The organism is Nitrobacter sp. Nb-311A, assembly GCF_000152905.1.
Classification (GTDB): domain Bacteria; phylum Pseudomonadota; class Alphaproteobacteria; order Rhizobiales; family Xanthobacteraceae; genus Nitrobacter.
Genome location: NZ_AAMY01000002.1, coordinates 187,281 through 202,101, shown reverse-complemented (window position 1 = coordinate 202,101; position 14,821 = coordinate 187,281). Strand labels below are relative to the sequence as shown.

Here is a 14,821-nt window from a genome sequence, read left to right as displayed (position 1 = left end):
CGTCAGGCCGGCGGTTCTGGAAGGCGATTCAAAGGATGCATTCTATGAAATCTGACTGCCGGCTCAAGCGCATGAATCGTTGGAGACGGGCCAAATCTCTCGTCGGCCCTTGATGCGGCGCCCGCGCCTGTCTTGATCATGGGGCAAGGCGGCGGGTCCGGCTGGGTTAATGATCTGCTTATTCAGACTGCCCCTGGCTGTCCGGGGACGCAAAAGAATTGGGTTTTCATCCGGCGGGGAGAGGTCTGGTCCTTGCAGCCCCCACCCCCCCTCCTATATGAGGCTCACCGTCGCTATATCGCGAGTATTTGATATCTGGGGGTCTGGAGGAGGGTGCCGTCAGGGCCTGGCCGGACTGCCGCAACAAGAAGGATATGAGGACCATGGGAAAGGTCATTGGGATCGACCTCGGCACCACGAATTCGTGCGTGGCGGTAATGGACGGCAAGACGCCGAAAGTCATTGAAAACGCGGAAGGGATGCGGACCACGCCGTCCATCGTCGCCTTTAGCGATGATGGCGAGCGTCTCGTTGGGCAGCCGGCCAAGCGCCAGGCTGTGACCAATCCCGAGCGGACCATTTTTGCCGTCAAGCGTTTGATCGGCCGGCGCTACGACGACCCGACGGTCGAAAAGGACAAGAAGCTTGTCCCTTACAAGATTTCGAAAGCCGGCAACGGCGACGCCTGGGTCGAGGTCGACGGCAAGACCTATTCGCCATCGCAGATTTCGGCCTTCACGCTTCAGAAAATGAAGGAGACCGCCGAGGCTCATCTCGGTCAGAAGGTCGATCAGGCTGTCATTACAGTTCCTGCCTATTTCAACGATGCGCAACGTCAGGCGACTAAGGATGCCGGCAAGATCGCGGGTCTCGAAGTGCTGCGCATCATCAACGAGCCGACCGCGGCCGCGCTCGCCTATGGTCTCGACAAGGCGAAGAGCGGCACCATCGCCGTGTATGATCTTGGCGGCGGCACGTTCGACGTGTCGATCCTGGAGATCGGCGACGGCGTATTCGAGGTGAAGTCGACCAACGGCGATACGTTCCTTGGCGGCGAAGATTTCGACATGCGCCTGGTCAATTATCTCGCGGACGAGTTCCAGAAGGAGCAGGGCATCAACCTGCGTAACGACAAGCTCGCTTTGCAACGGCTGAAGGAAGCCTCCGAGAAAGCGAAGATCGAACTGTCGTCAACCACGCAGACCGAAATCAATCTGCCATTCATCACGGCCGACCAATCCGGCCCGAAGCATCTGACGATGAAGCTCACGCGCGCCAAGTTCGAGGCGCTGGTCGATGATCTGGTTCAGAAGACGATCGAGCCGTGCCGCAAGGCGCTGAAGGATGCCGGCTTGACGGCAGGTGAGATCGGCGAAGTGGTGCTGGTCGGTGGCATGACGCGCATGCCGAAGGTTCAGGAAGTCGTCAAGCAGTTGTTCGGCAAGGAGCCGCACAAGGGCGTCAACCCGGACGAGGTTGTTGCGATCGGCGCGGCGATCCAGGCCGGTGTGTTGCAGGGCGATGTCAAGGACGTCTTGCTGCTCGACGTCACCCCGCTGTCGCTGGGCATCGAGACGCTGGGCGGAGTGTTCACCCGCATCATCGATCGCAATACCACGATCCCGACCAAGAAGAGCCAGGTGTTCTCGACCGCCGAGGACAACCAGAACGCCGTCACCATCCGCGTCTTTCAAGGCGAGCGGGAGATGGCGGCCGACAACAAGGTTCTCGGCCAGTTCGATCTGATGGGCATTCCGCCGGCCCCGCGCGGGATGCCGCAGATCGAGGTGACGTTCGACATCGACGCCAACGGCATCGTCAACGTCTCGGCGAAGGACAAGGCGACCGGCAAGGAACAGCAGATTCGCATCCAGGCCTCGGGAGGGTTGTCGGAGGCCGACATCGAGAAGATGGTCAAGGACGCGGAAACCAACGCCGCCGAGGACAAGAAGCGCCGCGAGGCCGTGGAGGCCAAGAATCAAGCCGACGGCTTGGTGCACTCGACCGAAAAAGCTCTCGCCGAACATGGGTCGAAGATCGAGGAAAGCGAACGCCGCGCGATCGAGGATGCCGTCAGCGATCTGAAGGAGGCGCTGAAGGGCGACGATGCCGAAGCCATCAAGGCCAAGACCAACACGTTGGCGCAGGTATCTATGAAACTCGGCGAGGCCATGTACAAACAGCAGGCGGAGGCCGATGCGGCCAAGGACGCCGCGAAGGATAATGTCGTCGATGCGGAGTTTACCGAGGTCGACGACGACAAGAACAAAAAGTCTGCTTAAACGGCAGGGATGACCATGGCCCCGGCCCTCAAAGAGTGCGTAGCGCGTCTCGGAGGGCGCGGGGTCATAGCTTGTTTAAGCGGGACGCTACATCCAGCGACGAGCGAATCTCTTACTTGTCTTCCGGGATGAAGCGACGTTCGGGCGGAATGGACTGATGTCGACCAAGCGCTGTTACTACGAAACCCTTGAGGTCGATCGGAACGCGGACGACACCAAACTCAAGGCGGCCTTCCGCAAGCTGGCGATGAAATGGCACCCGGACAGGAATCCGGGCGACGCGTCCAGCGAGATGCGTTTCAAGGAAATCAACGAGGCCTATGAAGTTCTAAAGGACGGCAACAAGCGCGCGGCTTACGACCGTTTTGGCCATGCTGCGTTTGAGCATGGTGGCATGGGTGGCGGTGCGGCCGGATTCGGAGCCGGCTTCGCTTCGTCGTTCTCTGACATCTTCGAGGACCTGTTCGGAATGGCCGGGCAGCGCGGTCGGACCGGCGGTCGCGAACGTGGCGGTGATCTTCGATACAACATGGAAATCACGCTTGAGGAGGCTTTTCAGGGCAAGACGGCCCAGGTCGAAATTCCGGTTTCGGTGACCTGTGAATCCTGCTCGGGCACCGGCGCCAAGGCCGGGACCAAGCCGAAGAACTGCGCGATGTGCGGCGGCGCTGGCCGGATTCGGCAAGCCCAGGGCTTCTTCACGCTGGAACGCACCTGTCCTGGCTGTCAGGGGCGAGGCCAGATGATCGAGGACCCCTGTCCGTCCTGCGGCGGGTCGGGTCGCGTCAACCGGGAACGCTCGCTATCGGTCAATATTCCGGCTGGCGTCGAGGATGGCACCCGCATTCGCCTGGCCGGAGAGGGTGAGGCGGGAATTCGCGGCGGCCCGCCTGGCGACCTCTATATTTTCCTCTCGCTGGCGCCGCATGAGTTTTTCCAACGCGACGGGGCCGATCTGCATTGCCGTGTTCCGATTTCCATGGTCACTGCCGCGCTGGGCGGAGAACTTGAGGTTCCGACAATCGACAAGAGCAAGACTAAAGTGAAGGTGCCGTCGGGGACCCAGTCAGGCCGTCGTTTCCGCATTGCAACAAAAGGCATGCCGGTGCTGCGTTCCCGCCAGACCGGCGACATGTATGTGCAGGTCGTGGTTGAAACGCCGCAAAATCTGACCAAGAAGCAACAGGATCTTTTGGCTGAGTTCGAAAAGCTATCGTCGGGTGATACTCAACCCGAGGCGGCGGGTTTCTTCACTAAGGTCAAGGACTTCTTTGGCACCCGCGCGGCCTCGTAATAACCGTTTTGCTTGACCGGGTCGGTTCTCGGTTGTACCTGTGTATAACTTTAAGTCCGTCTCCCTGCCAGCAGTGACCCACCTGGGTGCGAAATGTCTTTGCAATTGTCCGCGCGTGCGTCGAAGAAACCCCTTCGTCTTGACGATGAGGTACGGTTTCTCCGCTCGTGGATTGAAAAGCCGCTCCATATGGGTGCGGTCATGCCCTCTGGACGTATTTTGGCACGCACGATGGCGCAGTATGTTGACGTCGGATCGACCGATCCAGTCATCGAACTGGGACCAGGAACCGGTGCGATTACCAACGCGCTGATCGAACACGGCGTCGATCAGAAGCGTCTGGTTCTGGTTGAATACGATCCCGGTTTTTGCGCGCTGCTTCGCGACCGCTACCCGCAGGCAACGGTTGTGCAGGGCGATGCCTATACGTTACGGGATTCGCTGTGGAATGTGCTGAGCGCTCGCGCCTCGGCGATCGTATCCGGCCTGCCGCTTGTCACCAAGCCGATGTTGACCCGCCTCAAGCTGATACGGGATGCCTTCGCGACGCTCGCCCCCGGCGCCCCGTTCGTGCAGTTCACCTATTCGGTCGTTCCTCCCATCCCCAAATCTCTCCCGGGTATTTCGACCGAAGCGTCGGAGCGGATCTGGATGAACCTGCCTCCTGCCCGCGTCTGGGTGTATCGCAAGCGCTGAGGGACTATGGTCTTTTCGAGCGAATGGGGGCCGGTTCGCGTGAAGACAACGCGTCAAATCGAAATCTGAGAGCCCGCTTCTGATTCAGTCAGAAGCGGCAAGGCTCTAAAATTATAAATTTGCTCGCGCCCTTTCGAATCTGAAACCCGCTCCGGAGGACGCCGCACTATGAGGCGACCTTCAGATTCAGGGCGCCAGCGGCTGGTGTTCCCGCAATGCGATCGACAGGTCTGTTTGCACCGAAAATCCTCATCATTCCCGGCTCGCTTCGCACCGGCTCGCAGAATGCAAGGCTTGCCGCCGTGGTGGCTGAGGAATTCGTTCGAGCCGATGTCGAGGTCACCCGAATTTCGCTTGGCGACTTCCCGCTGCCGATCTACGACGCCGATCTGCAGGCAAATTCCGGCGTGCCCGCGAGCGCCATCAATCTCAAGCAGACGATCGGAGCGCATGATGGGATCCTCATCGTGACGCCCGAATACAACGCCTCGTTGCCGCCATTGCTCAAGAATGCGATCGACTGGATATCATGCGTACAGAGTCCGCATGAAGCACGCGGACAGGTTTTCCATGAGCGCGCATTTGCGATCGCGTCGGCCTCTGCTGGCCGGTTTGGCGGCGCACGATGTCTGGCTCAGTTGCGCCTCATACTGACGGCTTGTGGGGCGATGGTGATTCCTCGTCAACTCGCGCTGTCGTTCGCTGGTGACGCCTACGACGACATGGAACGGCTGAAGCGTTCGGCGGACGCCGATGCGCTTAAAAAGATGGTACGCCAGTTGATCGCCGTCGCCGGCAATATGCGGTGAGATCGGACTCGATGGGAGCGGCATTGTGCTGATGCAGAACCTGATCGGTTGCCGCGAAACGCGGCCCCCGCTATACCCGCAGAGCATTTGAAGGACTCGGTCGTGGCTGACATGCGTTTGATCGTTGCAGGAGCAGGCGGCCGAATGGGCCGCGCTTTGGTGCGCGCGATCGCGGAAACCGAGAACGCGGTGCTGGCTGGCGCGCTTGAGGCGCCGGGATCCGAACTGATCGGGAAGGACGCCGGCATTCTGGCCGGCCTTCCCGCCAGCGGAATCGGAGTGTCCGCGGATCTCTGGTCATTGTCGGCGAATGCTGACGGTATCCTGGACTTTACGGTTCCGGCCGCCACCATCGCGAATGTTGCCATCGCCGCCGAGCGGGGCCTGGTCCATGTCATCGGTACAACCGGCCTTTCAGCGTCGGATATGGCGGTGATCCGGAGCGTGACCTCGCGCACGGTGGTTGTGCAGTCGGGCAATATGAGTCTCGGCGTAAATCTGCTCGCCGCGCTGGTGAAGCGGATGGCGCAATCACTCGACGAGAGTTTCGATATTGAGATTCTCGAGATGCATCACAGGGCCAAGATCGATGCGCCTTCGGGCACCGCGTTGATGCTGGGACAGGCGGCGGCTGAGGGCCGCAAGGTCAGGCTGGACCAGCGCGCGGTACGCGGGCGGGATGGCCTTACCGGCGCCCGCAGGGCGGGCGACATTGGTTTTGCCTCGCTCCGCGGCGGCTCCGTGTCCGGAGATCACAGCGTCATCTTCGCGGGTCCGTATGAGCGTATAACATTGTCGCATCACGCCGAAGACCGAATGATCTTCGCCCATGGTGCATTGAAGGCCGCGACGTGGGCGCGCGGCAAGCCGCCCGGGCTTTATTCAATGGCAGACGTGCTTGGGCTGGGCGTTTAGAACTTACGAAACGGAGCAGGCGAATGAGCGAACGTCTTCTGGTGCTCGTGCGTCACGGCCAGAGCGAATGGAACCTGAAAAACCTGTTCACAGGCTGGAAGGATCCGGAGCTGACTGAGCTGGGCGTGAGTGAAGCGAAGGATGCAGGACGCAAGCTGAAGGCGCAGGGCTTTGTTTTCGACATTGCCTTTACCTCGACGTTGATCCGTGCCCAGCATACGCTTGATCTTGTCCTCAAGGAGTTGGGCCAGACCGGAATTCCGGTCAGGAAAGATCAGGCGCTGAACGAACGGGACTATGGCGATCTGTCGGGGCTCAACAAGGACGAGGCTCGCAAGAAATGGGGCGCCGAACAGGTTCAGATCTGGCGCCGGTCGTATGACGTGCCGCCGCCCGGCGGCGAGAGCCTGAAGGATACGCTGGCGCGCGCACTGCCGTACTTCATGCAGGAAATCCTGCCGTGCGTCCTCCGCGGCGAATCCACGCTCGTGGCGGCGCACGGCAACTCGCTGCGCGCGCTTGTCATGGTGCTGGAAAAACTGTCGCCGGAACAGATTCTCGCGCGTGAACTTGCAACCGGCGCGCCCTTGATCTATCGGCTCAACCCCGATGCGACGGTGGCCTCAAAACTTGATCTCGCGGCCTGACAAACTGCATTCTTGAGTCTTTCGCCGCTTCCAGAAGCGGTGGAAGGCTCTGGCTTTTCGAGTTGACGCGTTGTCTTTGCGCGAACCGGTATCCACCCCCGGTCAATCCCGAAAACATGCTTCCGCTCGAAAACTCTATAGGCCAATCTGCCCGGCTTCCCACCCTAGCATCGCCTGCTTGCGGGTGATTCCCCAGTGATATCCCGTCAGTGCGCCACTTTTGCCGAGCACGCGGTGGCAGGGCACGACGAATGACACCGGATTCTTGCCAACGGCGGCGCCTACGGCGCGCGAGGCGTTCGGACGATCGACATCAGCAGCGATGCTTGAGTAGGTCGTGACTTTTCCTATGGGAATCCTGAGCAAAGTCTGCCAGACGCGAACCTCGAAATCCGTCCCGATCAGAATCACGCGCAGCGGCTGATCTGTTCGCCACAGCCTCGTGTCGAACACGCGTTGAGCGAGCGCACCGGTGCGACCGGTGTTTTCAACATAGATTGCATTAGGCCACCGCCGCTTCATATCGGCGAGCGCGGCCCGCTCCTCGCCGACGTCGGCGAAAGCCAGTCCTGCGAGGCCCCGGTCGCTGGCGATCACGATCGCGATGCCGAAGGGTGAGGGATGAAAGCCGAAAGCGAGCTTCATGCCGAAACCGCCATTCTTCCATTCACCCGGGGACATCGCTTCATGCGTGACGAACAGGTCATGGAGGCGTCCCGGGCCCGAGAGGCCGGAATCGAGGGCTGCGTCGAGCACGCTCGCGGATTTGCGCAAAAGCCTCTTGGCGTGGTCAAGAGTCAACGCCTGCATGAACAATTTCGGGGTCAAGCCTGCCCAACGCCGGAACAGAAGATGCAGTTCGTCGGGCGTCACGCCGGCGGAGTCAGCCATCGCTGCGATGGAGGGCTGCGAGCGCCAGTTTTCCGAGATGAAGGCGATAGCTCGCCGGACCACGTCGTAGTCGCGCAACGCGGCCTCCGGCGAAGCCGGCGGCGTGATGCACGAATCCGTCGGAACAGGATGTTTCGCGAGCGTGATCATGACCCAGGGTGTAGAACGGCTGTGTCTCGCGGCCACCCGATTTACCCACGGCCTTCAGGTCACCGGATTGTAGATCGGCCCGCGCTTTGCGAGCTGGAGCGCAGAGGACAAGGCTTTGACGAAACTCAGCTTCTCGTCAGGTCCAAGGAAATTCGCGATCGATATCCGGCGGCCGCGCGACACCAGATAAAGCCGCTCGATGCCGTACTCCTCGTGGACTCTCTGGTCGACATGCACCCACAGCGGATTCGAAACCCACTCGATGATGTGGCCGCGGTGACTGGTGCGGCGCACCCTGAGTTCGGAATGGGTGATGGAAATTTCCTCGGTCGCAAGCGCGCGTTGGAAATTGATGCGGAAAGCCCAGTAAATGGCGAGAACATCGAGGCCGAGAAAGCCGAATACCGGCCAGGCTCCCATCATCAGGAAGACCATTCCGGTGGCGAAACTCGCCAGCGCCAATACCGCCATCAGCACCATGAAACTGGCGTGATTTAATGAACGGTGCGGCGTCAGCAGCGCCGAGAAAAGCGTCTGTTCGGATAGCTTCGGACCGCCCTGGTTATGGTCTAATGTCATCGGAAATCCACTATACCATGATCATGTCTAAAAACACCCGCCGCACCTTTGCAAGGCCGAAGCCCGCTGGCGACGGGACTGACAAACCATCCCGGCAAGGTCCTGCGACGAACTCTCGGCAGCAAAAACCCGCTGCGGCGAAATTGGGCCGACCCCGGGCGGCGAAGAAAAAGAAAACCGGGAAGCCGGCGACGCTCCAGACGCGGCCGGTTTCCGGGACGAAGCAGCGGGCCAAGCCGACGCGTCGGTCCCCGGCGCTCCCGCCACCTCTCACACCCTGGACACCGGCCGAGGTCTGCGAAGCCTTTGCTCGTTTCCGCAGAGCCAATCCCGAGCCAAAGGGTGAACTCGAGCACCTCAACCCTTACACATTGCTGGTGGCGGTGGTGCTGTCGGCTCAGGCGACCGACGCCGGCGTCAACAAGGCCACTCGCGCCTTGTTCGCCGTCGCCGACACGCCTGCGAGGATGCTGGCGCTCGGGGAGGAAAAGGTCCGCGACTATATCAAGACCGTGGGCCTCTATCGCACCAAAGCGAGGAACATCATCGCGCTCTCGGCAAAACTGCTTGCGGAGTTCGATGGCGAGGTCCCGCACAGCCGGGCGGGGATCGAATCGTTGCCCGGCGCGGGACGCAAGACCGCCAATGTCGTGCTCAACATGGCCTTCGGGGAGCGCACCATGGCGGTTGACACTCACGTTTTCCGCGTTGCTAACCGCACCGGCATGGCGCCGGGCAAGACGCCGCTCGAAGTCGAGCTTGGGCTCGAGCGCGTCATCCCAAACCAATTCATGCTTCATGCGCATCACTGGCTGATCCTGCACGGACGCTACACTTGTCTTGCGCGATCGCCGCGCTGCAAGGTGTGTCTGATCAACGACCTGTGCCGTTGGCCCGAAAAGAGCACAGAGGGCACGCGGTCATAATTGTCCTGTTTTTCAAGGACACCTGTGTTCTAACTGTAACGGGGTACGCAGCATTATGTTCCCGTGAAATCCGGTCGACCAGCCACGGGTCCGCAAAAACGAAAAGGCCCCGGCGAGACCGGGGCCCTTGAGGCGACGTGGCTTTTTTTTACTGCGCTTACTTGTTGTCGGTGCGCTGTTTCAGGGCGGTGCCGAGGATGTCGCCCAGCGTCGCGCCGGAGTCTGAAGAGCCATATTGCGCAATGGCTTCCTTTTCTTCGGCCACTTCGAGCGCCTTGATCGAGACCTGCACCTTGCGGGCTTTCTTGTCGAACTGGATGACGCGGGCATCGACCTTCTCGCCGACGGCGAAACGCTCACTGCGCTGGTCGTTGCGGTCCCGCGCCAGTTCCGAGCGCTTGATGAAGGTCTGGAACTCGGTGCCGGCGATCTGCACCTCGATGCCGCCGTCCTTGACCTCGAGCACCTCGCAGGTGACGACCGCGCCCTTCTTGACGTCGCCCGGTTCGGCGAAGGGGTCGCCCTCCAGCTGCTTGACGCCGAGCGAGATGCGCTCTTTCTCGACATCGACGTCGAGCACGACGGCCTTGACCATGTCGCCGCGCTTGAAGTTGTCGATGACCTGCTCGCCCGGCTGCTTCCAGTCGAGGTCGGAGAGATGGACCATGCCGTCGACATCGCCCTCCAGGCCCAGGAACAGGCCGAACTCGGTCTTGTTCTTGACCTCGCCCTCCACGGTCGAGCCGACCGGGTGCTTCTCGATGAACGCCTCCCAGGGATTGCGCATGGTCTGCTTGAGGCCGAGCGAGATGCGGCGCTTGACGCTGTCGACCTCCAGCACCTGCACCTCGACTTCCTGCGAGGTCGAGACGATCTTGCCCGGATGCATGTTCTTCTTGGTCCAGGACATTTCCGAGACGTGGATCAGGCCCTCGATGCCCGGCTCAAGCTCCACGAAGGCGCCGTAGTCGGTGATGTTGGTGACGCGGCCGGTGAAGCGGGCGCCCAGCGGATACTTGGCCTCGATGCCCTGCCACGGATCGTCAAGGAGTTGCTTCATGCCGAGCGAGATGCGGTGGGTCTCGTGGTTGATCTTGATGATCTTGACCTTCACGGTCTGGCCGATCGCCAGCACTTCGGTCGGATGGTTGACGCGGCGCCAGGCGATGTCGGTGACGTGCAGCAGGCCGTCGATGCCTCCGAGATCGACGAACGCACCGTAGTCGGTGATGTTCTTGACCACGCCGTCGATCACCTGACCTTCTTCGAGGTTCTGCACCAGTTCCTGCCGCTGTTCGGCGCGGGTCTCCTCCAGCACGGTGCGGCGGGAGACGACGATGTTGCCGCGCCGGCGATCCATCTTGAGGATCTGGAACGGCTGGGTGTTGTTCATCAGCGGACCGACGTCGCGAATGGGACGGATGTCCACCTGCGAGCGTGGCAGGAAGGCGACGGCGCCGTCCAGATCGACGGTGAAGCCGCCCTTGACCTGGTTGAAGATAACGCCGTGCACCTTCTCGTTATTCTGGAAGGCCTTTTCGAGCTTGCCCCAACTCTCCTCGCGGCGCGCCTTGTCGCGCGACAGCACGGCTTCGCCGAGCGCGTTCTCGATGCGATCAAGAAACACCTCAACCTCGTCGCCGACCTTCAGCGTGCTCTCGCGACCGGGTCCGGAGAATTCACGCAGCGCCACGCGGCCTTCGGTCTTGAGGCCGACATCGATGACGGCCATGTCCTTCTCGATCGCAACCACTTTGCCCTTGATAACGGAGCTTTCCTGAAGGCTGCCGCCAGCGAAGGACTCATCGAGCATCGCGGCGAAATCGTCACGGGACGGATTGAGGGTATCAGTCGAAGCCATGTGTTCTCCAATGCGGCGACCGGCAGTTCGGGTTGATGTGCGTTTCGCGCGGGAAGGGTCAGGGGTCCGCAGCCCTGACGACCGTCGTGCGGAACATGCAATGACGGGCCGGCAGCAAGCCTTGACGTTCGAAACGATGGTGTGGCCCGGAGTCTTTCACAAGCGATCGACCGCAGAACGGTCGACATGGAGACTGAGCGGGACGTTCCTCCAATGGCGGCGGGAGCTTGAAACTCCGGCCGGTCCGCTCGGACAGCCTCGACACTTCGACGATGGTCCGGACGCCGTGGATATACCGTCAAAGCCGCAAGCGAACAAGGCTTTTGTAAAACACGCCCGGATCTCCCTTGATTGAATCAGAAACGAAGCTCCGGATTATTGTTTTGACGCGTTTTCTTCACGCGAACCGGTTTCCACTTCGCTCGAAAATGCTTTTAACCGCGCGGTTTGAACAGGAAGTTATTGCAGTAGTCCGGGTGGTCCCAGAATCGCGGACCTGACTGCCTCTGGTGGATCGCCGGATCAAATGCGGACACAGGATGCAGCGAACCTCGCTTGAAGAAGAACCCGTCATATCCCAGCCGATCGAGAAACCGGAAGACATCCTCGACCGTCGTTTCCGCGAGGTGCCTCGTCTCACATTCGAAAACGAGCCAGGGCCGCTTCTCCGATAGGATACGCCGGGCGCCTCGGAAAATCTCCAGTTCCGCCCCCTCTGCGTCGATCTTGATCAACGAGACGTGCTGTTCCCGCGGAAAATAGTCGTCGAGCGCGACGACGGGAACTTGCAGCCGCGTGCCGCCGGGTGCGTGCGTGACCAGCGAGGCGCCGGGCGAATTGATCGCCGGGATCGAGAGGCCGAGTACGCCGCTGCCGGACCATAACGCCTTCTGCTCAATGACGACGTTATGCCTTGGCGCGACCTGACGCAGATAGGCTGCAAGGGAGGGCTGCGGCTCGAATGCGAAGACTCGTCCGGCGCTTCCAACCCACCGTGATAGCCAGTAAATATAGCTGCCCTTGTGAGCGCCCACGTCGCACACGGTATCGCCAGGCCTGACATGGCCGCCGATGATGGAAAGCTCGGCGCGCTGATCCCGCCACCGTGCTTTCAGCGCACGCCACATGAACCGTGCATTCATGTCAGTCTCCCGGACCTGCCGAGCCGATCATGCGCGGTCTGGACGGAGCCTCGCAGCCTCGACGATCGCGATGGCGGCTTTCAAACCAGCCTCGATGTCGAGATGGGAGTTATCCAGGACATGAGCGTCAGCGGCGGCTTTCAGTGGTGCAACGGGCCGGTTACGGTCGCGTTCGTCACGCTTGAGGATATCAGCCAGAACCACCGCCTCATCAGCCTCCTCGCCCCGGGCCCGCGCCTCCAGCGTGCGCCGCCGGGCCCGCACGACAGGATCGGCCTCGACGAAAATCTTCACGTCGGCGTGCGGGCAGATCACGGTTCCGATGTCGCGGCCGTCGAGCACAGCGCCGGGCGGCTCGGATGCGAACTGCCGCTGAAAGGTCAGAAGCGCCTCGCGAACCTTGGGAAATGTCGAGACGACCGACGCGGCCTCGCCGATCGGTCGGGTTTTGAGAAGCGGATGACCGAATTTTTCCGGGTCGAGTTCAAGCGCGGCGGCGATCGCACGTTCTTCATCAGCAGGATCCGCACCGGCGTCGAGCAAGGCTTTGGCGACCGCGCGATAGATCACGCCGGTGTCGAGATGACGAAAGTGATAGTGGGCGGCAAGGCGCTTGCCGAGAGTGCCTTTTCCTGAAGCGGCGGGTCCGTCGATAGCGATAATCATGCGAAATCAGCTCCTAGCCGCTGCATCATCGGAACGAAATCGGGGAAGCTCGTGGCGATGAAGGCGATGTCGTCGACCTTGACCGGCGCGTCCGAGGCGCAGCCCATCACCAATGCCGACATCGCGATGCGGTGATCCATGTGAGTGGTGACGAGACCGCCCCCGGGCACATGGCCGCGGCCTTCGACGATCAGGTCGTCGCCGGCGATCTCGACTGCGACGCCGCCCGCGCGCAGCATCGCTGCGGCGGCCTCGAGGCGATCGGATTCCTTGACGCGCAATTCGTGCAGGCCGCGCATCACGGTGGTGCCTTCGGCAAAGGCCGCGGCGACCGCGAGCACCAGATATTCGTCGATCATCGAGGGCGCGCGTTCGGGCGGCACTTCGATCCCGCGCAGCTTGGATGCGCGCACGCGCAGTTGCGCCATCGGCTCGCCGGCGTCACGGCGTGTTTCGCTCTCCTCGATCGACGCGCCCATTTCACGCAGCGTCACGAACAGGCCGGTTCGCAACGGGTTTGTCATCACGTCGCTCAGCACGATGTCGGAGCCTTCCGTGATCAGCGCGGCAACGATCGGAAACGCCGCCGACGACGGATCGGCCGGCACCGTGACGGCTGCGCCGTGCAGTTCGGGCTGTCCGGTCAGCGAGATTTTGCGCCCGTGTGCGCCGTCGGCCACGGAGATGACGTCGGCGCCAAAATGTTTCAGCATCAGCTCGGTGTGGTCGCGGCTGGCTTCGCGCTCGATGACGGTGGTGACTCCCGGTGCGGACAGTCCCGCGAGCAGCACCGCCGACTTGATCTGCGCCGAGGCCACCGGCGTGCGGTACACGATCGGCAGCGGATCGCGCGCGCCTTCGAGCGTCAGCGGCAGGCGGCCGCCGTCGCTTTGCGAGATCACCCGCGCGCCCATCAATTCCAGCGGATCGAGAATCCGGCGCATCGGCCGCGAGCGCAGCGAGCCATCGCCATCGAAGGCGGCGCGGATGGGGCAGCCGGCCACCGCGCCCATCACCAGGCGGCATCCGGTGCCTGAATTGCCGAAATCGAGCGGAGCTTCCGGCGTCGCGAATCCGCCGGTGCCGACGCCGCGCACCGACCAGGCGATCCCGCCGGTATCATCGGCCCGCCGTTCGACCTTTGCTCCCAGCGCCTGCATCGCCTTGGCGGTGTTGAGAACGTCCTCGCCCTCGAGAAGGCCGGATATTCGGGTTTCGCCGACCGCCAGCGCCCCCAGAATCAGCGCCCGGTGGGAGATCGATTTGTCCCCGGGCACCCTGACGCGCCCGGTCAATGACTGGCATTTTCGCGCTTCAAGCGGCATGGTCTGGCCGGAAAGGGTCAATCTGCACGTCCCCGTTGTGGCGGCTGGTATCACAGCGACGACGGCGCGTCACGCCTCGCGAGCCGGTCTGCAAAGCGCTATTGACAGGGCCGCCGCAACTAGCCAAGTGAAGCACCGTTTTTCCAAGAACTCCCGGGATTCCACACGTGGCCAAATCCGAGCTCGGAACCAAGCGCATTTGCCCGACGACTGGCAAGAAGTTCTACGATCTGAACAAGAATCCGGTGATCTCGCCCTATACCGGCGAGGTCGTGCCAATCGTGGTGGCGCCGGTGCGGGGCCGCGGCGAGGCCGCCCGCGCCGCCGCAGCGTCAGGGGCCGATGCGACGCCGGAGCCCGCCGAGGCCGAGGAAATGGTTTCGCTGGAGGAAGCCGACGCCGAGGAGAACACCGGAAAGGTCAAGAAGGCCGTCGTCCCGGAGTCGGAGGATGATATCGAGATCGACGACAGCCTCGATGACGACGAGGATGATGACTCCACCTTCATCGCCGACGAGGAAGAGGGCGACGAGGACGTCACCGATATCATCGGTGACGTGGGAGATGACGAGGAGACTTGAGATCGGCCCTGAACTGTGGTTCAGGGTCTTTGCAGATCGCGCCGCCCCGATTGGGCG

The 14,821-nt window shown here is 61.7% G+C and carries 14 protein-coding genes; 8 read left to right on the top strand and 6 right to left on the bottom strand.

All coding sequences use genetic code 11. From position 1 onward, the window contains the following. Window positions 1–383: 383 nt before the first annotated feature. The 6 genes from dnaK to NB311A_RS00965 all read left to right on the top strand — a co-directional run bounded on the left by dnaK (window position 384) and on the right by NB311A_RS00965 (window position 6,643). Window positions 384–2,282, top strand: coding sequence for a molecular chaperone DnaK (gene dnaK / locus NB311A_RS00990; protein ID WP_009796530.1), 1,899 nt, complete (start codon window positions 384–386; stop codon window positions 2,280–2,282). Between the two features lie 157 nt (window positions 2,283–2,439). Then, on the top strand, window positions 2,440–3,576 hold the full coding sequence (dnaJ, locus tag NB311A_RS00985; RefSeq protein WP_009796529.1) for a molecular chaperone DnaJ: 1,137 nt from the start codon (window positions 2,440–2,442) through the stop codon (window positions 3,574–3,576). A 93-nt stretch (window positions 3,577–3,669) separates the two neighbouring features. Further along, window positions 3,670–4,272: a class I SAM-dependent methyltransferase gene (locus NB311A_RS00980; RefSeq protein ID WP_040673667.1), complete on the top strand. Its 603-nt coding sequence runs from the start codon at window positions 3,670–3,672 to the stop codon at window positions 4,270–4,272. Window positions 4,273–4,502: 230 nt separating this feature from the next. Then, on the top strand, window positions 4,503–5,081 hold the full coding sequence (locus NB311A_RS00975; RefSeq protein WP_040673722.1) for an NADPH-dependent FMN reductase: 579 nt from the start codon (window positions 4,503–4,505) through the stop codon (window positions 5,079–5,081). Between the two features lie 102 nt (window positions 5,082–5,183). Next, window positions 5,184–5,996, top strand: coding sequence for a 4-hydroxy-tetrahydrodipicolinate reductase (gene dapB / locus NB311A_RS00970; RefSeq protein ID WP_040673721.1), 813 nt, complete (start codon window positions 5,184–5,186; stop codon window positions 5,994–5,996). Between the two features lie 23 nt (window positions 5,997–6,019). Continuing rightward, window positions 6,020–6,643, top strand: coding sequence for a 2,3-bisphosphoglycerate-dependent phosphoglycerate mutase (locus NB311A_RS00965; RefSeq protein ID WP_009796525.1), 624 nt, complete (start codon window positions 6,020–6,022; stop codon window positions 6,641–6,643). A 135-nt stretch (window positions 6,644–6,778) separates the two neighbouring features. Here the strand turns inward: NB311A_RS00965 and NB311A_RS00960 are convergent, their stop codons facing one another. Then, a complete protein-coding gene (locus tag NB311A_RS00960) occupies window positions 6,779–7,684 on the bottom strand; it encodes a bifunctional helix-turn-helix domain-containing protein/methylated-DNA--[protein]-cysteine S-methyltransferase (protein ID WP_009796524.1) in 906 nt (301 codons plus the stop codon). Between the two features lie 54 nt (window positions 7,685–7,738). Then, window positions 7,739–8,263: a DUF2244 domain-containing protein gene (locus NB311A_RS00955; protein ID WP_009796523.1), complete on the bottom strand. Its 525-nt coding sequence runs from the start codon at window positions 8,261–8,263 to the stop codon at window positions 7,739–7,741. Between the two features lie 143 nt (window positions 8,264–8,406). On the opposite strand from NB311A_RS00955, the gene nth reads away from it, so the two are divergent. Further along, on the top strand, window positions 8,407–9,189 hold the full coding sequence (gene nth, locus NB311A_RS00950; protein ID WP_040673720.1) for an endonuclease III: 783 nt from the start codon (window positions 8,407–8,409) through the stop codon (window positions 9,187–9,189). A 157-nt stretch (window positions 9,190–9,346) separates the two neighbouring features. Here nth and rpsA read toward each other — a convergent pair whose 3' ends face one another. The 4 genes from rpsA to aroA all read right to left on the bottom strand — a co-directional run bounded on the left by rpsA (window position 9,347) and on the right by aroA (window position 14,183). Further along, a complete protein-coding gene (gene rpsA, locus NB311A_RS00945) occupies window positions 9,347–11,050 on the bottom strand; it encodes a 30S ribosomal protein S1 (protein WP_009796521.1) in 1,704 nt (567 codons plus the stop codon). A 434-nt stretch (window positions 11,051–11,484) separates the two neighbouring features. After that, the gene (locus tag NB311A_RS00940; RefSeq protein WP_009796520.1) at window positions 11,485–12,192 is read right to left on the bottom strand and encodes an FkbM family methyltransferase; all 708 of its coding nucleotides are present in this window, start codon (window positions 12,190–12,192) and stop codon (window positions 11,485–11,487) included. Window positions 12,193–12,219: 27 nt separating this feature from the next. Then, a complete protein-coding gene (gene cmk, locus NB311A_RS00935; protein WP_009796519.1) occupies window positions 12,220–12,858 on the bottom strand; it encodes a (d)CMP kinase in 639 nt (212 codons plus the stop codon). Next, on the bottom strand, window positions 12,855–14,183 hold the full coding sequence (aroA, locus tag NB311A_RS00930) for a 3-phosphoshikimate 1-carboxyvinyltransferase (RefSeq protein ID WP_009796518.1): 1,329 nt from the start codon (window positions 14,181–14,183) through the stop codon (window positions 12,855–12,857). The genes cmk and aroA overlap by 4 nt, the downstream gene beginning before the upstream one ends. Window positions 14,184–14,350: 167 nt before the next feature. Between aroA and NB311A_RS00925 the strand changes: the two genes are divergently transcribed. After that, window positions 14,351–14,764, top strand: a complete 414-nt coding sequence (locus NB311A_RS00925; RefSeq protein WP_009796517.1) for a TIGR02300 family protein — start codon at window positions 14,351–14,353, stop codon at window positions 14,762–14,764. The last annotated feature ends 57 nt before the right edge of the window (window positions 14,765–14,821 follow it).